Below are 20,700 nucleotides of genomic sequence, written 5' to 3' on the forward strand. Positions count from 1 at the left end.
TTTCCTTTTCTTAAATTCTTTAAGTATGTATTCCATTATAGTTCCCAATGGGAACTATTCAAGCCTTTTCTTTATTAATCGTGTAGCCTTTAAATTAGACAAATTATCGAAGGTTTCGATGTGCGCTGAAATGTAGTTTGGCACCTTTCTCGTACCAGACAAGTACTCACTCATTTTCGACTTCTGAATTTGCAATACCTTGGCTCCATCACTCGGCTGTAAACCCCATCGGTTTAACCAATCTTTCAGTTCGTTGCTATCCATCAGCTTCTCTTACTCACCTATAATTCACACCAGCAAATCATATCACAGTGTTTTAGTACGCTAGCTCCACAAGGGCACCTATTCTCACTGGATCATTACCGATAGCTCTCCGTACAGTTTCAATATCAGCATCACTTCGATAAGCCCAAATTCTTTCTAGCGACCTTTCTTCTCTATGCCGATCTACTGTCCAGGTGCGCAACCCACTATCTATTGATCCTTCAAGCCCATTGGCTTTCATTCGTGCTCGAATCACTCGATTAAAGTTATCCATATTTTGTCGAGCCTTACCACCGCTATGCCTTGTAACAATTTTTAAACCCTCTGTAGGGCTTCTCAAAAAGAAGGGCTGTTTTAAATCTATATATTCCCTTAAGTATTCGAGATTGCTTTTTGCATGTCTAGAGCAGTGCTTACTGGTACTACTTGCCCTGTTTTCTCATGGTCAAGGAAGTATTTGTGACGTCCAACGATGCTTGGATCTTCCAGCAACTCATTGGCCCACTCTGTTTGGTATATTGCCCAGCCGTCAGGTTGGACGATACAGATAGGGTTTTCTGAAACTTGAATAGCCCTTAGTAGAGTCTCGTAAGACATATTTTTCCTTCTTATGTTCTAGTGGCCAGCTCCCATTCAACAAGGTCTGGAATGTACGGTATGACTTCAGCCATTTCTGGCTCAGTGGTCCAAACTCTTCCATTCCTAACTCTTAAGTAGAAAGAATCTATTCCATCATAACAACCAACATCACAGCTCAAATTGCACGCAAAGAATCTTTCTTCACCACGATCCCTCGTCCACATTACTTTCAAAAAGCGCCCTTCAGGGTCAACTTCATACTGTGAGTCATCGCAGTCCAATTCTTTTGTCTGATAACCCGTCTTTCTGAGTCTCTCAGGCACAGGAATCGCTTCTTTGCTTATCGTGACGTTATCAAACATTCCCATGTGCTGATTTTTCCTATCGAATAAATGCGATTCACAATACGTGTCTAAATGCCCAGCTTAGGATGGATAGCGCTATGCTGAAGCAACCAACAAAAAGAATACTGCCTGAAACTACCTCAATAACTCGATTCTTCCTGAGATATCGATCTACGATATAATAGGAAAATCTTGCACCAATACTTTTTTTCTTATACAACCCTAATAATCCAATTAAAATTAGAAGTATTCCATTGGGTTCTAGGTGCATTTCCCCGGAAAAGAGGATTAGCGTTCCAGAAAATCCGATTATGGATGCTAACAGAACGATCGCAGGATCTGTATATTTCGATATTGAACTTGTTGCATAATAGCAATGAGAAAGTTGTTTTAAATGAACCACTGCACTTTCAATATCTTTCGGTTTAGACTCTTTAATTACATCAACAATATCGCAAGCAAGAAATGCAATCGATCCATCGTCATCAGCACACTTAATCATATGCACTAGTGCTCTCTCAAGTTCGCCTTGCTGTGGGACAGCGTTGTGTTTCCATTTATGTCCTTCAAGATTTAATGACATGTTTTTCCTTATATTTGCTTCTGGCGGTGATCTTGAGATCTGCGAGCTGTTCTACGAGCCGATTTTCTTGAGCCTCGATTTCTCCTGCAGCTTGAGATTCATAATATTCTCTGCCCTTGTTTTCTTGCTTTAGGCACTCATCAAATTTTTGAAGGAAATTTGCTCTAAGCTCAATTTCTATACTTTGTGTCATGGAGTATTATTTCTTTGTGTGCGAACTTGCTGTGCTTGTAACTGATCTCACTACGAACATCATCTCTCCTAGCGATATCAATATAAAGGCAATCACAAACCATGCTTCTCCATTTGAAAACCTCCCACGTATAATGAATGATAGTGATATTCCGGCCGCCAAGAGCATTAGCACTACAGCTGAACCAAACAGGTAACTTGAAATCTTCTGATTGTCTTTAGAATGTTTCATGGTTTTTGAATATGACATTGATTCTTCCTTTAACTTCTTTCTTTATCAAATCGACCGTGAGTAAGGCCATCCTTATACGCACTATCTAGGCAGCTAATCAGCGTGGCAACAAATAAGATTGTTCCTATGATCTGATGTTGTGCAAATGTTTCTTTAAGCGAGCTACCCCATGAAAATGGAAGCAAGGCCAAAATAAACCCAGTTAGAATTCCGAGACTAACGGTTAGCTGAACAATGTATCTTTTTGGCATGCTTATTCCCTCAAGTTCCCCAGCACAAGGAATGCGCTTTTACTTCTGCTTCATCAGGACTCACCTCAGGATTAATTAAATAGAACATTGCGATGTATGTGAGCTCTACTTGTTGGCGAGTTATCTTTGGGATTACCTTCTCGCCTCCAGTGTATCCCGGAAATGTCAATAGAAAATCCGCATGTCCCGATTCGCTAATAATTTTGAAAAACTCTTCGACCGTGGGCATTGTTTCAATGGAGCGGCATGTTTCTGGGATCATCTTTAGTGTTGCGGAGGCTCTCATTTCCCACATTCCACCCTCATTAACTAGATATGGGTCAATTTTCATGTGCAATTTTTCCTTCAACTAATTGGGTTGCTGACGTAAGCAATGCTTTTAGGGATTTTGTCGCCAATCTTCCCTCTTGGGAATATGGATCTTACTTTACGATCGAGGCGATGCTGAGGATGACGACCACTTCGTTGAATGCTGGTTACATGACGATGTCGTAATACTCGCTCATGGTCATAGTACTCAATAATTAGATCCGCCATATTACTCACAAATTTTTCCCTCAAGTTTTACATAGTAATGTTAGCCACGGTTCTGGGCAATTCTCGCCTGTCAGCTCTTCAAACAGGGTTATGGCTACGTCGGACTCCCAATTCGCTGTACAATCAGGTTCTGCAACGATTTCAAGTGGCATTCCACGATGCGCTAAGCAAAAAAGGGTGATCACCTCTCTTGGTTCACTTGCGTCAGAATTGACCCCCATGGAAGCTTGGCCAATCATTACTCCGTGTCCGGTTTCATCGCAGAATAAGTAGTATGATACGGCCATCGTTGTTTCCTATTCGTTTTCGTCAGGCTTTAAATCGGTAATTTGTGAAACGTTTCTTATCTTCCAGAAGTGTCCACATTTACCACAGGTGGCCTCAACTCCAGCCGGGTCACCACCAAGGTCGTGTCCTGTTACTTTTTCAGGAAGACCTTTGGAAGATACGCTCCATGTAATTCCAGAATAATTCCAAATTTCTTTGAAACTATCTGGCATGCTTCGACATTTTGGGCAGCGAATCTTTCTCAACTATTTTTTCCCTTATGTCGTTCTATCACTAATCTGATCAGGTTTTCCATTTGCGAAAACAAGCGATAGGATTGCCAAACTGCAATAAATTGGAAGTCCAAACTGAAGCGCCTTTTTGTGCCCTACCAAGACCTCCATGCTCACAAATCCAGGAATAATCATTAGCAGGCCGACCGTTCCAAAAAACGCGACACCAACATAGCCACACAACCTCATGAAAGAGATCGGCCGAATCTTACCGGATCGCTGTTTATAGATAAGGACTGATAGTGTAACTAGCCAGGCTGCTCCGACAGTCTGCCAGTAGTATGTTATATGAAGCGCTGCCAGCAGATCACTAACACCAGAGGCAAAGCCTCCTAGGGCCATCATAAAGCCGCCAGCAAAGAATGCGGTAAAAAGTATAAAGACTATCGAATCAAATATTCCTTTCATCGTTTTTCCTTTATTTATCTGGCCGGAACAAATTCTTCGTAACCAGCAAAAAGTTTCAGCGTTCTATCGTTCGCATCCCAAACAGCAACAGGAGCACCCTTGTTTACAATAGACAATTCACGAGCTCTATTTTCAGCTTCTACCTGATCATCCAGGGTTGGATCATTATCTTGCGGATTCAAATACATCCCATATCGAAAGCGCATGTTATTCCCTCAAGTTATTTAGTTTCTAAGCTACGTGTGTTCAGGTTGTGGCCGCAACTATCACACGGTTCTGAATGCTGATCTTTGTCTTGGTGTGAGCAAACATTGCAAGGAAATCCAAAGCCATTACGAATCGCCTTGTCATCGACTTCAAACTTATCTGAAGCAATTACGTAGTCTTCTAATGCCATGCGACTTTTTCCATCAACTAGTAACAGCGGCTTTAGCGAGCTTGCCAGTAACAGCTTTAGCAAACTCTGTAGGCGTTAGGATGACCTCTTTAATGCCTTCAGCATCTTCAATTCGGATGAAGTATTCACCTGTCGTGTTTTGGGACATTAGAACTTCTGCCAAGATGCTTTTTGGTTTCTCTGCCATCAGTCCTTTCCTTCATCTTCGAATTGGCTGGTCAGCATGACCGTTTTTGCAGTGTGAACACCAAATGCCCTTGCTTGCGCTACACTTTGCAGGTTTACCGCACCGAGGGCACTTGCATTCGATCGATCCCGTCATGATGTTTCCTTTAATTATTTATTGCCTTCATATATCGCCTGCCTGACTTTTTTTCGGAACTTATATTTTGAACATCCGCCAGTAGATTTAATATCCTCAAGGGCCGCAATAACAGTGCGATCCGTAAGATTGCTATTAGATAAATAGTTTTCTAGTAGCCAGGCATACGGACGCTTAATACATACATCTTTAATAAGGCCTATCAGCGCCCATGAAATCAACAATAACGAGGCAGCCTGAATAATGATATTCACTCGGTTTTTTCCTTCTAGTCTTTTGGGGGATCTAACGCATCAATTCGCGCAAAATATTCGACACCTGAAGACTCTACTTTGCATTTCGGATAATTCGGTTTAGAAACATCCAGAATCACAACGTTAGCTGAAACCTGCCAGTCATAAAACCTTACGCCAACTTGCACTCGCTTAGACTTGCTCATACTTTTTTCCTTTAATTAATCTTCACTAAAACTTAGGCACATCTTCAATAATTTCTTGCTCGTATTCAGATGGCGTCTCTACGAATAGCCAACTGAATTCTTCCTCATGAACAACCAACACCACTTTACAACGAAAGCCTTGTCCACCGATTGGCGAATCCACAATATCTCCAACAGAAACAGGATTTGCTACTGTAATCTCGCTACAAACCCCTTTCGAACCATCATTGATCTTGCTGTCTTTTGGCCATCTGTAGTAAACCCTATTCTGAAACGACATATCATTTTTCCGATTAGGTATCTCGAAATGAATTAGTGTTGTGGTGACACCTGTGCTGGACACAACCCTTTGGAGATCGAAACCGATGATTTTGAGTCAGGAAATTCGGCATTTAATCTTAAGCGAAGTTTACTGGCTGCCCGTTCTGCTTCCGGCAAATCTTCGTAAGAACACTTAACGCCGAGATCAACGCCTTCAATGTAAGCTTTTGAACAGCAACTACAAAACGGTTTCTCATCAACTGTAATGAACATGTTTTTTCCTATAACTTTAACTTGCTGTTTTAGTGATTATTATTAACGAAGCAACACTAGTTGAACCGCCGACACATAACGCAACATACATCGAAAATGACAGCTTACCCGAGCCAGCTAAATAGAGTGCTAACGCATTAGGGGCATCAACAAGCCATTCCCATGCTGTATAAACAACTCTTGCGATTGGCTCATGTCTTTTCCGTTAGGCTCAATTAGAGCATTGTCTTCAAAAGGCAGTGTATGGCTCTTTTGTCTAAACCATTTCCTTGCTTAGTTTATGCTCGCCCACAGGAGGGGCGTCAATATCGATACACAGAAGTCGACCGTAGCCTGTTGATTCATCAAAGGAATCCACGTAGACGTCGACAAACGTGTTTTGCACTTGCGTATCAAGCTGAACGCGATCTATTTTATCTGGATTCACAACTCTAAACACTGCTTTATCAGTTCCAGCACCGGGAAAAAAATGGCTCGGCAAATCTGGCCTTGGTGCTGCATCGACTGATATAACCTCTATTGTAATACCTCCAGATGCTTCAATGTTTTTATTGCTCTTATAGGTATTCACCTTTACCTCATTATTTTGACTTGGAACACTGTATGCAGGCTCGCTACGTTTAGCATCGCAATACTCCCAGTAAAGCTGGCAAATTTCGTTGAAGTCGTTTCCCATGTGTTTCAAGTAAAAATGTGCTGCTTCAGTCAAATTTCGGAAACTAAGGAATACATCATCATCTCTAGCGCATAAATTAAAAGGTCTCTCTCCAGGGTCGCTTAATACACAAGGTGAATTGTTAGATCTAAGATAGAATCTTTTGTACATTTTCCGATTAAACCCAACACCTAAGGATGCAAGCACGCGTATTGACATGTGTTCCCATAGCCAGGTTGTATGAAGCCATGATCTTCCCAGATCTTCCGGCGGAAAAGTATATGACCATAACCACTCTCTATCAGACTGAGATCTACTAAATTCATCGACATCTCCAACCTTTTCGGCCTTAGCTATCGCTGATTCCCAATTAGAGTTCGCCCCCATTTCATTGTTAACAAAATCAGGTATGTCTGAGAGTGTTTCTAAGAAAGGTATTGTTTCGGTTGTATAAATCCTACTATAAACATGCGAGCTTATTCGCTCTCCTGGCCAATACGTCGCCCATGTACGCTGAATTGCCGCAACGTAGTACCAGGCCGACTTGGGGTGGTTATACCCCTCAAACCACCATCCTAACCACCACATTGCATATTCGATACCTTGATTAGCCCAGTAGGTGGTCAACCTAATTGTTTCAGGTTCACTATAATGAGGCAGATACAGATCCATATCAATGATGCGTAAATGAGTTTGCGAACCATTCGATATATCAGCACACCAAATTGTTCCATCATTTTCAACGAAATTCCCCAAAACTACATATTTTTCATTTCGATTCTTTAATTTAATAAAAGTACAGGGTGCTGGAATTTTATTCATGTCATTCTCATTTGCTTAATGATGTTTTTTAATTTACAACTATTATTTCTTGAGCCGGCAAACAGCTTTCCATGTCGATCAAAAAAGGCTTGCCTATAACATATAGTTTAAATATTGATGAGTGAGATCCTCAATTAACTTTTTTCCTTTATTTATCTGTCCGGAACAAATTCTTCGTAACCAGCAAAAAGTTTCAGCGTTCTATCGTTCGCATCCCAAACAGCAACAGGAGCACCCTTGTTTACAATAGACAATTCACGAGCTCTATTTTCAGCTTCTACCTGATCATCCAGGGTTGGATCATTATCTTGCGGATTCAAATACATCCCATATCGAAAGCGCATGTTTTTCCTTCAACTTTTTAGTTTAACGATTTCAAGCTTACGATCTAATTCAAGATCTGCTTTCGTTTGAGTATTTTTAAACGCATTTACAAAATCGTCTACATGCCAGCTGCTAACGACTGGTTCCACTGTCCCCGAAATGCAAAATTTCGCTATGACATCGTCCTTCATTGCAAAATCAGATACCTTCTCATAATTGAGAAATCTTGCTGATGCTACATTTTGAATTGAGTGATTCAACTTTTTCTTACTCGTCGTCAGTTGTTGCTACAAAAAGCTCTACCACATCGTCGCGATATTCAGCGACAACATCTCGCTGCTGCTTCTCTGTCAATGCGTCCCATTCCTCCTGGGTGTAATCAAGCTCAACTTTGTTCACATCGCCATTCATTACTGCATGTAAAAAGACGTTTTTGGTAGCCATCATTTTTTCCTTCTCTCGAATTCTTTATGTATGCACTACATTATAGTTCCCATTGGGAACTATGCAAGCCTTTTCTTTACTAATCGTGTGGCCTTTGCATCAGACAAATTATCGAAGGTTTCGATGTGCGCTGAAATGTAGCTCGGTACCTTTCGCGTACCCGACAAATACTCACTCATTTTTGACTTGTGAATTTGCAGCACCTTGGCACCATCGCTAGGCTGTAGACCCCATCGTTTTAACCAACTTTGTAGTTCGTTCTTATCCATTACTTCCTTAACTCGTCAATAATTTCTTGCTGTGTTGGAGCAACATAAGGTTGTATTGCTGTGAGATTATGACTTCTCATCAAGGTTACCACGTCGTCATACCTTGCGTGTTCTTCCCCTTTTTTCTGCACTAGTTTCATCAGAATTTTCGCAAAATATTTTCGGCCACTATGGCTAGAAAAAGTTGTATTCTCTCCGAAAGCCCGAACGTAAAACCTCTTAAACGCTCTTTCAAGTACGTCACAAGCTTCATATTCAACTGATACCAGCTTGCCGTCTATATCCTTTTCTCTAATCTTCTTACTCATTGCAAACTTACGGCCTGATTCAGTTAGAAATACTTTGCTAGTTTTTTTAAGCCCTCTGTATTTTTTGTGGTCGTCTGTAGTCAGATGTTTCTTGTTAATTCGAACCAAAAAGTATTCGTCTAGTGCTTCCTTGAGCTTTGGATTTGCAACATAAACTGGCCCCGGCCTTCCGGATTTTGTGAATTCTCCAGGTATCCACCCTTCTAAACAGTACTCACCGTTCTCTCGCATAATGTGCTGAACTTCAATCTGAGCAATTTCAGAAACCCTAAGCCCGGTACATGCCGAAAAAAGAATGAGTGCGGCGTCTCTTTCAGGCGTTCTGCCAGATCCTCTAGCGACCATTACAGCATGCTTTAGCTGTGATTTTGAAAAGGCTGGCGCTCCGTTAGATTCGGATGGCGCTCGGTAATACTTCTTGTTTACCATGTAGGAAATTACCACTCATTGAGTTTATTACCTACATATACTCTGATTCCTGTCTTCAGTCAACGGAACCCGCATGCTGTCTGGACTTGTCGGAAATCGCAGTACGCCCGCAAGCCAGCATTTCATCATTTCATCATTTCATCATTTCATCATTATATTGACACCTGATTTGATAACTGTATATTTAACCATTGAAGGCGCGCTGCAACGCCTGTTAGCCGATAATGCTTTTGCATTGGCGAAGGTCCAACTGGAGACCGCAGTGACTCTCAAACTACATAACGATTGCACCGCTCAAGCGTGTGCGTCTGTCGGCTGGCCACACTAGAAATGAGCGCGGAGTAATATGTTATGCCTAAGAAAAACTCACACGACCACCTGAAATTCCCAACCGGATTGTCCGTCCGTCATGCCCGCCAAAAAGCGAAGCAAATTGTCCGCGATGAAAATATTCAACTGGCTAAGGCGCTGCGCCAAATTGCAACAGAGAACGGGATTGATAAGGAATGGGCCGAAGCTATGAAGGTGCTGGCTCAAACGAGTTTGACCACCGGTGCGAAAAAGACAATCCAACAGCTTATGTTTGAAAGTCGAAAATTCGGAGTTCAGACTACCCTTGGCGACGACCATCGAAAAGAAAGCGTTACTCTGGACTGGGGTGCTGATACCGCTGATGTGGATTTTAGCTCATTGCTCGATAGCGCCCAGGAGCCTTGTATCGACGTTTCTATGTTTTCGGGCTCAGCATCAAGCGATACGAAAAAGACACTCGCTAAGCTCATCGTTGATCGGTATATCGCGATGACTGAAGAGCACCGACAAAAAGTACGTTTCATTGGAGAGCGAAAAGCTATTTATGAGTTTCTTCGGTATTCCCTGCGTTGGAGCCACCAGATCATGGGCAACCCTACATTGGCGCATTTCGATCTGTCGCATTTCAATTCTGAAAATTCTGAGTATTTGAATGTGTCTGTTGGCCCAGATAATCAATCTATTACACCTTGCCCCATTAGAAACAACACCATCGACCTGGCATTACTAGACGATACGGATCTAACCGTTAATGCCGATGGCTGGGGAAAAGGTCATGGCGAATCTCAAGACTACGCAGTTGTGCTGAGTGAGTACCTAAACCTTCCTGAGGCTGATAGGGAAAACATTATCTTTGAAGGCGGTCGTAAGCGAATACTTGGACTAGTCAAGCGGTGCCCGCCTGAGATTCGTGGGAAGCTATACAAAAGTAGGTCGATTGCTGCTGTGATGAGTACTGTCAATATTGTTGGCAATCCTTTCGCTGAACTCGAAAAGAACGATAATCAACCGAGATGGCCTATTAGAAACACACTGTCAAAATCGTTTGGACTTCCATTTAAGCCCAAATAGCCGTTTCCGATAACTTCCCTACTGATGCCGGTTTCCACCAAATCGGCATTAATCGTTTAACCCCAGAATTTCCTCTGTTTTTGACCCTTGAAATCTCACCGGAAATCGCAATGCTGGTCGCTCCTATAGACCAACGAATTCTTACGAATCCAAGCTTAAACTCTTTCAACACTGATCCGTATTATGGAACTGCTGATAACTGCCCGCCATTGGTTCGATTCGCGAAGACCAGCATGAGACAGATTGCCGACATGGATTCGGAAATAGGCGAACAAATTTTCCAGAACTCTAATATGAAACTCTTTGTCACCTGGGGTAACCTAGAGGAACAATCCATACCGTGTCCCATTGAAAACAAAACTATCGACTTAAGACGGTTGGAAAAAACTGACTTAACCGTCGACGCAGATGGCTGGGACTAAGGTCACGGCGAATCGCAGGATTACTCGGTTGTACTGGCAGAATACCTAAACCTACCAGAATCCGATAGAGAAGACCTCGTCTTTAAGGGCGGTCGGAAGAGAATACCTGGACTGATAAAACGGTGGCGGCCCGAGATCCGTTGGAAGCTTTACAAAAGCAAACCGATTGCTTCGGTGATGAACACCGTCAATATTCTTGGCAATCCAGACGCCGAACCCGAAAAGAGCAGCAGTAAACCGAGATAGCCTATCAGAAACACGCTATCAAAAGCAGTTCAGGGCTTCCATTAAAGGCCAAATAGTCGTTTCCAACAATTCATCATGTAAATCCAGTTTAGTTGCAGTCAGATCTTCTAATGACTTTACGCCTCTTAAAAAGGTCGCAAGTGAGGCGACAGCCTTAAGTTTCTAAATGTTTTTCGATTCTATCGGAGACCCACCTCAAACTCACTGACGCGCCCAGAATTACTGATACCTAGCGAATTAGTTTGAGGTTCTATTTCTTAGCGAGTTCAATCTGCTTTGGCCTCGGCTTTTGCTCTGGTTATCTCTTTAATGTTGGGAATCGAACTTAGCGGAATGCTATAGTGGACAGATGCACATAGGTTAACCGCGGTATGTAATTGCTGCAAATGAACTAAGTGGTCTGAACTATCTACCGTTACTATTCTGGCATTTGTAAAATCTTCTGCTAATTCGAAACAATAGCCAGGAGTGGTAAAAGTATCGTACTCACCGGTAAACAATAGAGATTGGCAGGTTGGCGCAGTCACTCTTGTATTATCAAGCTTTAGTAGTCTTTTTGTGTTCTGAATGTATTTCTGTTGATCTTGTATGGTCAGTCGCCTTAATGATCGAATCATCATCTTCTTGATTTCCTGAAAGCGAATTATTCGATCGCAATGGTCGTGGTTCATCAAAACCCTGACTGCTGTTTGCGCAAAGTCACCAATGCAGCCATCCTCAAGTTGACGGATGGACTCTTGAATTATGGGCTTCTGGCAGGATGGGATCGACTTCATTGTTCCAGCCAATACTAAGCTTTCAACCATATCAGGAGCAAAACAGGCAAACTGATTCGCGATTACCGAACCATAACTAGCGCCAACAAGTCCCACCCGGTTAAGTTGCTTTCTTCTGAAAAAATCAATTAGGAGATCGGTGTAGAAGTCAAAACAGTATCCCGCTTCCAATAAGTCAGCATTCCCAAAGCCAGGAAGATCTAAAACGACTACAGAACCAAAAGCTTGGAGACCCTGAGAAATGGGACGCAAGTTGGAAATGGTCTGAAAGGCGCCGCCAATATATACCAGTGGAGGAAAATCACCATGACCATATATTTCATAGAGATATTTTTTACCTCTAAACTCCATTTCTTCTATCATAAGCCAAAGCGGTGATTGTTCAGTTATCCAAGGATGTCCCCGAGCAGTAAGGGTACGAGCTTTCGTTTAAGGCGTCCGATACCTAGCCAGTACCTACCTTTGAATCGCTTCAGCTTTTAAGTTTAGGTCGAATTCTTAGTTTAGTAAGCAACCTTCAGAATACTTTTTGGATAACAATGTAATCAAATCTGCGATTATGGGGTTTGATACAGAGTAGAACCTATTCTGAGACCTCTTGCGACATTTGACAATACCGCCATCACGCAAGACTTTCAAGTATTGGGATAGGGCCAATTGAGTCAGGTCACAATAGGTCAGTAAGTCGTTAGCAGCCATACCACACTCATTGTCATTGGCGAGTATGACGCACTTGAGACAATGCCTATGGGAGTTTGCCACGAAATCGGGATTCCTTTCGATTAGTTGTGCACTCATTACTGCAAATCTGTCTCTCTAAATAATGTAAAGGTGGGCGCAGGTTAGAACGTTTGCTTGGTCTTAAACGATATATTGAGTTCAGGCATGCGGCGATCTTTTGCCGCATGTCATACACTCTTTAAACAACTTATGCAGCATCTCGCTGGATGTCTACGAGAGCAAGGGTTTGATTCACGAGATGGTACGCTACTTCCCCAAAAGTAATAGGACCAATAAAGCCTTTGGTTGACTTTCCTTCGAGACCGGAATAGAGATAGTTCAAAATACAATTGCATGACCATCCATTAACCAGATTCTGGCGACCGGTCAATTCATTTTCAAAAGCCTCAAGATAGTTATCCAGTGGTTTGGCAAATTGATAAGTCATTCCTTTAACAACCGGGGCATAAAAGTCAGTAACTGCGCCATTTATTGCTTGAAATGATACATTCATTCGGGCACCGGTTGCGTCACCTACCAATGGAAATTGGGTATTAATGCTATGGTTTCGGCAGTAGTCAGCAAAATTAACCCGCTTCCCGTCAATAATGGCATCGGTCACGCTAAATCCCTTTTCGAGGAATTGTATCTTTGGACTGTAAGGATCGGGTTCGAACGTGTTTATGATGTCCACATTCGCGTATTCACCTTTCTGGAGCTTGACATGTAGCGCCACAGCTGCATTATCACGCAATCCCAATGCGCGGCCGTATGCCACCTTTGCTCGCTTCTCAGTGCCAATATCCTCTACTGGTACGCCGGATATCCAGCCAGTGATAGCGCTGTCAAAGAGATTGGGAAACCCTGGTGCGTCCTCTGCGTATTTTGAGTGCAATTGACTCTGCGCCGGAATTATCAATAAGGTTAGATCAAAATTGGCAGCTACTGTCCCGATACCACTGATCGTATCGATGCTATAAACTTGCAATTTAACGTTCTGAGCACCCTTTATTTCTGTCACAAACAATTTATCGTTTGCTGTCACACCACCGAGTTCTGTCATAAAATTAGCAGTTGTACCTGCAATCCAGTCTCCAGGGGGGAGCCTTTTTAGGACCTCGTGGTCCCCGGCTATGGCCAGCTTGGCGCCAGCATTAATAAGAGATATGGTTTCTTGAAGAGTTAAGAATTGATTCTTAAATGTTGTCACTAAAAGTTCTCCTAACCAGCCAGCGAAGTGATGTTTGACTGCTCATTTACGATGTACAGTTTATTGATTTTTCCCAGCAATCTTTCAACAAATAAATTGTCTTCACCAATGAATTTAGTGAAGGCAGCGCCCAGGTTGCCGTTCGAAATATTGCTTTGTTGCATTGTTTCTTGAATGCGTTGAAGCTTGCCATCACCCGCAATTGCTTTAAAGTTTCCGTTTTTCAGAGCATCAATGAAGCTCTCTGAAGTATTGTTTGGGTTCCTTAAAGACATAAAGAGCTCTGAAGAGCTTTGACTGACCCGACGGATTTCCATTAAATTTTGCCGAAAGCTAGATTGGCTTCTTTGTGATTTGATCCAAGCTCTCAATTTTGTCGTTTCCGCCTCTATCACCAGCTTTCGATAGTTACCAGCCTGAACCATGCGCTTACCATTGTTGATCATGAGTTTGGCCTGAAGCGAAAACTCTAATTGCACTGTTCCAAGAATCATAGCTTCAAGAAGGACAGGAATTGAATAGACGACCTTGTCAGATCCATCACTGCTTTTTTCGGATAGAAGCTTTAAGTGTGGAATTTCATTCCGAATATGAGTTCTGGCATGGGGCTCGACATAGACACTAAACAGTCGGCGCGCTAAGTCTTGCATTGTCCAGTTTTGGATGTCTCGAATGACCCGAGTCACCGCTTCAGAAATACCTGCACCAAACTGTTCTCGATACTGATTTCGATTTTCCGCAAGATACAGCCACACCGGAGAATCCTCTGGAGGTACTTCTCCGACATTTTCTGCTGTCTCTGTTGTCAATCGATTTGAGCCGAAACTTGATCCATGAGACCCAGACGGTTCTTTACTGGATCCGCTAGCATCTGGGATGTTCAATACTTCCAATATATGGCTAGGGTCAATTTTTGAACGCAGATTGGTGATTTTTGCGTTTAATTGGTTGGTGTATTTGTGGTTACTATGAGGAGGGACAAACGGAAGGGTGCTGTCTTCAGGCAGCAGTCGTTCGTCATCTGCTAAGGCAATTTGACAACGATAACCCATTAACGGTAAGTGCCAGTAACGTTTAATAACTCTTTGTCTATATGATTCAATGTGACTGCGTTTGCGCATCTCAATCACAAGCACGTTGTTTTCATCGACTCGGCAACTTTTTACTGCCCATGAGTCATTATTTTCGATACCAAGGAATTGGCTTACTGTTATAAGTGCATCCGGCCCCATAGATTTCATAAAGTACGCCCCTCAATCATTATTAAGACAATGGAAGATTATAATCATAAATTCCATAGCAATGAAAGGCATATAGAGTCGATTATCAATACCGTTTCAATACGTATGTCTTGTCGATGGGGCCCCAGGATATCACTGCATAGAAACCCTTGCGCTTATCCCCTACACGTTGAATATCAACACCAATATTCTTAAGTTGTGTAATTCGATGCTTAACTGTTGGTTCAGGCCAATCAAGCTGATGTGCCAACTCTTTGATGTTGGATTGCGAGCGCACTATTTGGGACAGAAGCTGCCAAAGATGCTCATATCTGCTCATTTGACGCTCCGGCAAGCTGCTTCTACCTCCTCAAACAGCCCGCTAGATCTTAGGCTGCGCCGTCGTATAGCTTTAGAAAGAGCGATCTCTGAAGAAATCAGTTGAAACGTCGACTTTGCACGAGTTAATCCGGTGTACAGGAGCTCTTTGGTCTCCAGGTTTGCATTATCGGACAGAATCACAATGACGCTGGACCATTCGGAGCCTTGTGATTTGTGAATTGTGAGGGCGTAAGAAACCTCCCACGCGGGCAATCGATGCCGGCTCAAAAACCGATAGCTGCCATCGGGTGCTTGGAAGCAGGCCTTCAGATTCCCTTGTTCGTCGGGTAGTACTACTCCAATATCCCCATTAAACAGCCCTGTTTTGTAAGCGTTTTCAGTAATCATTACCGGCATGCCCAGGTACCAAGACATGCCTGATTGACCAAAATATTGAACTATATCTCTGTTGATGCTGGTAGAGCCAAAGGGTCCCTTTTTCACCGATGTTAAAATGACTTGCTCTCCAAGGCAATTAAACGCAGTTTCTGGATTAGCACTGTCCGCGATCCTTCGGTGGTAGTCTTCAAAATGGTTCACCGCTATTTGTCGGAGACGCGCTAAATCGTCAGCTAAATGCCAATTAACGTCGCGGTATTCGTCAAAAACTGATTTCGCTGTAACGCTATCTGCTTGGTTGATGCTTGCTGCCAATACACCGATACCTGTACTCTCGTTAAACCGGTGAGACTTTTGCAGACTAATAACGTGATTTGCCAGCGGTATCGACTCGTTCTTTAACCAAGGGGCAATTGAGCAGTCGAGGCAGGATTCAACTATTTCGCGCGTAGCGCCTGACAGGCCAATAGATTTCTGATGATCATTGATCGGGGTAATTGGCGTAAATAACTCACTGATTACCGCTCCGGCATCGACGGAGGCTAGCTGGTCCTTATCGGCTAATACGATCAACCTGGCTTTTTCGGGCAAGGCATCCACCAGCTGACAGGCCATTTCTAGATCGATCATTGAGCCTTCATCTACGACACAGAGATCGCAGTCCAGTTTGTTAAAGGCATTGAAATGAGGCTGTTCTTTCGTCGGGTTGACCTGCAGCAACCGATGAATAGTCTGAACCTCAACGCTCAACTTTTCTTTTATTCTGTCATTTACAGGCAAAGCCATTGGTCCTTCAGTGATGCACAGCTGAGATTGGATGGATTCAGCCATCCGGTTCTTTGCCTTGCCAGTGGGGGCAGCCAGTACGACTTTGGGCTCACCCGCAAACCCAAACAGCTGTGGCGCTTCGAATACCATGGATAGCATTCTGGTTACGGTAGTTGTTTTTCCCGTACCCGGACCGCCGGTAATAATCGTGAACTTGCGAGTCAATCCCATTACAGCAGCTGCTTTCTGCCAATCCACGCTATCTGGCTGGTTGAAGGCGAAATACCGATCGCTTAAGGTCTTCACTGACATAAGATCAATCGAGGCAAGCGCGCCCTCCGAAATTCGCGTTGAGATCCATTTCGCTAACTTTCGCTCCAATTGGAATTGGCGATCTAAATACAGGCGACCGCGATGATAGCGCAATGGGGTGACATAGAATGCTTCCAGCCATTCACTTTGCTTTGCTTCGAGATAACCCAGAGCGTCATCTATTCTGATATTGAGCTGACTCATGGGGTGATTTGGCCAGTGACGGGGACCGGTTATGACACGCACGTTGACGCAAGTGTTTCCCTTAGCAAGCTCATAGGTTGCAAGCGCGACCAAAAATAGGAATTCGTCAGAGTTGTCTTCAACGATCTGAGAAAGGTATTTAGTGTTGGACCAAACCAAAGGAGTAATTAGTGAGTCTGGGCTGTGTGCCATTTGCTTCAGCGTATTTAACAAGCTCATGCGGTGACTCCTTTTTTTGTAGATAATAGTTTGTCTAGTTGGTCAATCAGTGCAAAATCTGGCTTTTCAAACCAGACCCCCGCGCGCCGGGCGCCAGTCATGCCTCTTAAGTAGAGGTATTCCACACCTCCAAAATGCGACTCATAGGAATACTGTGGCCACCGGCGTGAGAGGTGCCGGTGTAGCGCCACGGTATAGATCAAATATTGAACGTAATACCTGTGATCGGTTATTGACTCCGATAGCGAGCTGTCTGTGTATTCGCACAGTCGATTTGACTTATAATCAATGATCCATGCCTTATCATCTACAATAGTCAAATCAATGAATCCGGTTAATAGACCTTGGAATTCGTAAAACGCTAAATCCTTTTTGTGGAGAGGATGCTGTCGGAGAATTTTATTAAGGTTCTCCGCGGTTACCATGCCGGTGGCGAGATGAAACTGCATTTCCGCTAACGCGGTTTGCGGAGTAAGCTCAGCAATGGACTTGGTTCCATTGCAAATCGGCTGCGTTAGGACCCTTCCCATCCAATCACAAGTCTCGCCCTCCAATTCTGGGTCAAATCCATACCTTTGAAGGTTTAAACCAATTGTTTGAGAAATGTTTGTAGTTCCGTTATTCACTGCCCCTTCTAAGATGTCGTGGAGGCACTGGCCAGCCACAGCGCCGGCGGGAAAGCTCTGTTCAATACCCGTTGGTTTACCGATCTCTTCCAATTCCATTAATCCAGTCGCATCTTCACCGGTTTTGCTCTCGATGCTTTCCTCGGTGATATAGTGTTCATCCGAGTCTTTATTGATGGATGAATAACTGGCTATGCGCCATGATCGATCAATTTTGCCAATGAATCGCTGAAATACCGGTGCTTGTCTTGAATCTATTGCGGGCGAATAGCTGACACCTTCAATTTTGGGGTTCTGGACAAAACGTATTTCATTGTTCTGGGCCAGGTCAGACAATCGAACAAGTATATCTTCAATAGAAGCGCACTCCAGCACCTGGGCCAGCTGACTCGACTCAACCCCGGGTAGGTCCTGTCGACGGCCCCGCTCTACATTAGTCACGTAAACAATTGTACTGAACTTGGCGCGAGTTATACCGACATAGAACAGCCGAAGCTGCTCTGCAGCATGCTCAGCTTGCGCCTGCTCTCCAGGATTGGCGGCTGAGAGATCGATGACTTTTCTTGATCCCTCCTCCCCTTCGTCGTAATAAACGTTGGAGCGGGCTCGCGAAGGTAAGGTCGTGAAGGGCATGAATACTAAGGGATACTCCAGCCCCTTCGACTTGTGCAATGTGACTATCTGGACCAAGTTGTCTTCGCTTTCCAATCGCATTTCCTGATCTTCAGAACCGTCAGGTCGCGCAACTTGTTGTGCAAAGTACTGTAGTAGCTCAGGTGCGCCCGGGACTTCTTGCTCTTTGATTTGAAGAAGCTCTACGATGTGCCTCCAATTTGTAATGATTCGCTCTGCCATTTTGGTTTGTGCAATTCGGTCACCAATCGAAAGGTGGTTCCAAACGTGCTGAACCGCGACTGCGATTCCTTGCTCCATTAGTGCCGTTTTTGCTTCGGCAAGAATGTTTAGTTGGTGGTCCCACAAGTCATCATCAACGAACAATTCATCCAATTCGGACTGAGAGTATGCGAGAGTTTGTGAGCAAATAGCGGACTTTACCGCCCTGTCATTGCCCGGATTCATGATGGATTGCACCAAAACAAGTAGGTCTTTAGCGGTTTGAGTGCTGAATACACTTTGACGCGTCCGGCTTACCGAGTCGATTCCGAACTTATTGAGCGCAGCGACAACTTTTTCACCTTGGGCGTGAGTGGTTACGAGAATAGCGATGTGTTGTGGCGCCAGTGATTCACCACCGACCAACGCGGTATTGTCGACACCTTTTGCCAGCAATCTACTCACATGAGCAGCGCACTGTTCCGCCAAAAAATGCTCTGCCGCGGTAGAGCTACTCAATTGTTTATCAAAAGAGACAAAATCGACACCTGGCTGACGTTCCCCCTTGATCGAATATTCAGCCTTTCCTAATGAATTTGCTTTAACTGACTGATATAGCATTTCATGTTTACTGGCATTTTTGGCTAGATCTACACCGGCGAAAATCTTATTCACGGCGCTGACAGCATCAGGGTGAGAACGATAGTTTGTATCGAGCGTAAATTGCTTGGGTGCTTTTGCTCTTGCAGTCAGATATGTATGGATATCGCCACCGCGGAATGCATAAATCGCCTGCTTTGGATCCCCGATCATCAAAAGCGACTGAGCGGCGTTTGAGCTGTATATCTTATTGAATATTGCATACTGCGCCGGATCAGTGTCTTGAAACTCGTCGACACAAGCAATGGGGTACTTAGTGGCCAATGCTTCCGCCAATCGGTCTCCCGAGGCTGAATGAAGAGCTTGCTCCAATAAAGAGAGCAAATCGTCAAAATCAAGTAGGCTGTTTTTTGATTTGTCATCCCCAATGTATGCGTTCATGAAGGCATTCGCCCGTTCTCGAAGGCTACTCTCCACCATGTCCCAATTTATGCTTCGATAATTTTCGAAAAATTGAACCAGATGCTGGGAACCAGGAATGTTTTCATAGTTAGCAGTAGATGTCTTGTTTTTGCTGTCGTTGAACTTCTCAACTGACAATAATGCAAGATCTTTACTATTGTCGACCTGACCATCCAATGCATTCTCATAGAGATTTGTTAGCTTGCCCGATAGTGTTTTTTTGCTGTAGACATTGCCCTTCAGGCCCATGGAAAGCAGGGCTTCAGCCATGGCTTGGGGTCCACCAGCTTCCTCAAAGGCACGCACAAGCTCGCCAATCGCTACGATGTTCTGGCTCTGTAGTCGCTCTACCTGCTCGATAGACAACCCTTCGCCGTAAATAACATCGGTATGTTGGGTGTGGCGAATGAAAGAGCGGGCTAGGCTGCTTGGACTTTTTAGAGCGCGAGTTACGCGTTCCTGTGTTTGCGCCGGCAGAGTTAAGACATGCTTCCTCCAAAAATCGGCCGCCGCATTATTTTTTAACTCAGTGGTATTGGTTATTAGGTCGAAATCGAAAGGTGCGCTGGTTTCGAATGCAAACTCGGACAGCACACGGTGTGCGAAACCATGTATGGTAAATATTGCTGATTCATCCATTGAAATAAGGGCAGACTGGAGCCTGGCAATAGCGAAAGCCTCAGCTGATTCAAATTGATGTTCAGGAAATTCAAGTTGAGCGATTTCTGATAACAACTCCATTTCGAGTTCATTCTCAGGATTCTTTTGCTGAATCATCATGATGGAATCGGACAATCGCTGAAAAATGCGCGAACGCAACTCATCGGCGGCATCTTCAGTGAAAGTGACCACTAAAATTTCAGACGGCTGGTAAGCTTTATTATCTGGTGTATTAATCCCCAACACTAAACGGACATAGATTGTTGCCGTTGCGTAGGTTTTACCGGTGCCGGCGGAGGCCTCGATTACAATTTGGTCCTCCAGCTTTAGAGTGAGCGGTTTTATCGGCTCCATAATCAACCTCTGTCTGAATGCGTTTATTTGGATAACAATATTATCCATTATTATTTTTGACGCAATATGTT

Annotated in this window: 26 protein-coding genes; 3 read left to right on the forward strand and 23 right to left on the reverse strand. The window is 43.7% G+C overall.

Annotated elements, in window-relative coordinates:
• Positions 1 to 872: 872 nt before the first annotated feature.
• From IYN85_RS20215 to IYN85_RS20295, 17 genes are all read right to left on the reverse strand, one after another.
• The gene (locus IYN85_RS20215; RefSeq protein WP_196160764.1) at positions 873 to 1,211 is read right to left on the reverse strand and encodes a hypothetical protein; all 339 of its coding nucleotides are present in this window, start codon (positions 1,209 to 1,211) and stop codon (positions 873 to 875) included.
• Positions 1,212 to 1,242: 31 nt separating this feature from the next.
• Entirely contained in the window at positions 1,243 to 1,770 is a 528-nt protein-coding gene (locus IYN85_RS20220) for a hypothetical protein (RefSeq protein ID WP_196160765.1), read from the reverse strand.
• Entirely contained in the window at positions 1,754 to 1,963 is a 210-nt protein-coding gene (locus IYN85_RS20225) for a hypothetical protein (RefSeq protein WP_196160766.1), read from the reverse strand. Before IYN85_RS20225 ends, IYN85_RS20220 begins: the two co-directional genes overlap by 17 nt.
• A 492-nt stretch (positions 1,964 to 2,455) precedes the next feature.
• Positions 2,456 to 2,776 (reverse strand): hypothetical protein, encoded by a 321-nt coding sequence (locus IYN85_RS20230; RefSeq protein ID WP_196160767.1) that lies wholly within the window; start codon positions 2,774 to 2,776, stop codon positions 2,456 to 2,458.
• A gap of 502 nt (positions 2,777 to 3,278) precedes the next feature.
• Positions 3,279 to 3,482, reverse strand: a complete 204-nt coding sequence (locus IYN85_RS20235) for a hypothetical protein (RefSeq protein ID WP_196160768.1) — start codon at positions 3,480 to 3,482, stop codon at positions 3,279 to 3,281.
• A gap of 45 nt (positions 3,483 to 3,527) precedes the next feature.
• A complete protein-coding gene (locus IYN85_RS20240) occupies positions 3,528 to 3,950 on the reverse strand; it encodes a hypothetical protein (RefSeq protein ID WP_196160769.1) in 423 nt (140 codons plus the stop codon).
• Positions 3,951 to 3,964: 14 nt separating this feature from the next.
• Positions 3,965 to 4,156: a hypothetical protein gene (locus tag IYN85_RS20245; RefSeq protein WP_196160770.1), complete on the reverse strand. Its 192-nt coding sequence runs from the start codon at positions 4,154 to 4,156 to the stop codon at positions 3,965 to 3,967.
• Positions 4,157 to 4,170: 14 nt separating this feature from the next.
• Positions 4,171 to 4,347 carry a hypothetical protein gene (locus tag IYN85_RS20250; RefSeq protein WP_196160771.1) on the reverse strand — a complete coding sequence of 59 codons (177 nt, stop codon included), beginning with the start codon at positions 4,345 to 4,347 and terminating at the stop codon, positions 4,171 to 4,173.
• A 13-nt stretch (positions 4,348 to 4,360) separates the two neighbouring features.
• On the reverse strand, positions 4,361 to 4,534 hold the full coding sequence (locus tag IYN85_RS20255) for a hypothetical protein (RefSeq protein ID WP_196160772.1): 174 nt from the start codon (positions 4,532 to 4,534) through the stop codon (positions 4,361 to 4,363).
• Between the two features lie 149 nt (positions 4,535 to 4,683).
• On the reverse strand, positions 4,684 to 4,923 hold the full coding sequence (locus tag IYN85_RS20260) for a hypothetical protein (RefSeq protein ID WP_196160773.1): 240 nt from the start codon (positions 4,921 to 4,923) through the stop codon (positions 4,684 to 4,686).
• Between the two features lie 14 nt (positions 4,924 to 4,937).
• A complete protein-coding gene (locus tag IYN85_RS20265; protein ID WP_196160774.1) occupies positions 4,938 to 5,108 on the reverse strand; it encodes a hypothetical protein in 171 nt (56 codons plus the stop codon).
• 25 nt (positions 5,109 to 5,133) lie between these two features.
• On the reverse strand, positions 5,134 to 5,388 hold the full coding sequence (locus IYN85_RS20270; RefSeq protein WP_196160775.1) for a hypothetical protein: 255 nt from the start codon (positions 5,386 to 5,388) through the stop codon (positions 5,134 to 5,136).
• 32 nt (positions 5,389 to 5,420) lie between these two features.
• Positions 5,421 to 5,642, reverse strand: coding sequence for a hypothetical protein (locus tag IYN85_RS20275; RefSeq protein WP_196160776.1), 222 nt, complete (start codon positions 5,640 to 5,642; stop codon positions 5,421 to 5,423).
• 256 nt (positions 5,643 to 5,898) lie between these two features.
• Entirely contained in the window at positions 5,899 to 7,119 is a 1,221-nt protein-coding gene (locus tag IYN85_RS20280) for a hypothetical protein (protein ID WP_196160777.1), read from the reverse strand.
• Positions 7,120 to 7,271: 152 nt separating this feature from the next.
• Positions 7,272 to 7,463 (reverse strand): hypothetical protein, encoded by a 192-nt coding sequence (locus IYN85_RS20285; protein ID WP_196160778.1) that lies wholly within the window; start codon positions 7,461 to 7,463, stop codon positions 7,272 to 7,274.
• 247 nt (positions 7,464 to 7,710) lie between these two features.
• Positions 7,711 to 7,890: a hypothetical protein gene (locus IYN85_RS20290; RefSeq protein WP_196160779.1), complete on the reverse strand. Its 180-nt coding sequence runs from the start codon at positions 7,888 to 7,890 to the stop codon at positions 7,711 to 7,713.
• A 265-nt stretch (positions 7,891 to 8,155) separates the two neighbouring features.
• Positions 8,156 to 8,893: a site-specific integrase gene (locus IYN85_RS20295; RefSeq protein ID WP_196160780.1), complete on the reverse strand. Its 738-nt coding sequence runs from the start codon at positions 8,891 to 8,893 to the stop codon at positions 8,156 to 8,158.
• A gap of 73 nt (positions 8,894 to 8,966) precedes the next feature.
• Here IYN85_RS20295 and IYN85_RS20300 point away from each other — a divergent pair, with 73 nt between their 5' ends.
• The 3 genes from IYN85_RS20300 (at position 8,967) to IYN85_RS20310 (ending at position 10,698) form a co-directional block, all read left to right on the forward strand.
• The gene (locus tag IYN85_RS20300; RefSeq protein WP_196160781.1) at positions 8,967 to 9,221 is read left to right on the forward strand and encodes a hypothetical protein; all 255 of its coding nucleotides are present in this window, start codon (positions 8,967 to 8,969) and stop codon (positions 9,219 to 9,221) included.
• Between the two features lie 23 nt (positions 9,222 to 9,244).
• Entirely contained in the window at positions 9,245 to 10,276 is a 1,032-nt protein-coding gene (locus IYN85_RS20305; protein WP_196160782.1) for a hypothetical protein, read from the forward strand.
• Between the two features lie 233 nt (positions 10,277 to 10,509).
• Positions 10,510 to 10,698, forward strand: coding sequence for a hypothetical protein (locus tag IYN85_RS20310; RefSeq protein WP_196160783.1), 189 nt, complete (start codon positions 10,510 to 10,512; stop codon positions 10,696 to 10,698).
• Positions 10,699 to 11,210: 512 nt separating this feature from the next.
• On the opposite strand, the gene IYN85_RS20315 is transcribed toward IYN85_RS20310, so the two are convergent.
• The 6 genes from IYN85_RS20315 to recB all read right to left on the reverse strand — a co-directional run bounded on the left by IYN85_RS20315 (position 11,211) and on the right by recB (position 20,677).
• Positions 11,211 to 12,083, reverse strand: coding sequence for an alpha/beta fold hydrolase (locus tag IYN85_RS20315; protein ID WP_196160784.1), 873 nt, complete (start codon positions 12,081 to 12,083; stop codon positions 11,211 to 11,213).
• Between the two features lie 565 nt (positions 12,084 to 12,648).
• Entirely contained in the window at positions 12,649 to 13,650 is a 1,002-nt protein-coding gene (locus tag IYN85_RS20320; RefSeq protein WP_196160785.1) for a hypothetical protein, read from the reverse strand.
• An 11-nt stretch (positions 13,651 to 13,661) separates the two neighbouring features.
• Positions 13,662 to 14,891 (reverse strand): hypothetical protein, encoded by a 1,230-nt coding sequence (locus IYN85_RS20325; protein ID WP_196160786.1) that lies wholly within the window; start codon positions 14,889 to 14,891, stop codon positions 13,662 to 13,664.
• Between the two features lie 85 nt (positions 14,892 to 14,976).
• Entirely contained in the window at positions 14,977 to 15,210 is a 234-nt protein-coding gene (locus tag IYN85_RS20330) for a helix-turn-helix domain-containing protein (RefSeq protein WP_196160787.1), read from the reverse strand.
• On the reverse strand, positions 15,207 to 17,093 hold the full coding sequence (gene recD / locus IYN85_RS20335; protein ID WP_196160788.1) for an exodeoxyribonuclease V subunit alpha: 1,887 nt from the start codon (positions 17,091 to 17,093) through the stop codon (positions 15,207 to 15,209). The genes IYN85_RS20330 and recD overlap by 4 nt, the downstream gene beginning before the upstream one ends.
• The gene (recB, locus tag IYN85_RS20340) at positions 17,090 to 20,677 is read right to left on the reverse strand and encodes an exodeoxyribonuclease V subunit beta (RefSeq protein WP_196160789.1); all 3,588 of its coding nucleotides are present in this window, start codon (positions 20,675 to 20,677) and stop codon (positions 17,090 to 17,092) included. The genes recD and recB overlap by 4 nt, the downstream gene beginning before the upstream one ends.
• Positions 20,678 to 20,700 lie beyond the last annotated feature (23 nt).

It is taken from the genome of Reinekea sp. G2M2-21, assembly GCF_015687175.1.
In the GTDB taxonomy this organism is placed as follows: Bacteria; Pseudomonadota; Gammaproteobacteria; order Pseudomonadales; family Natronospirillaceae; genus Reinekea.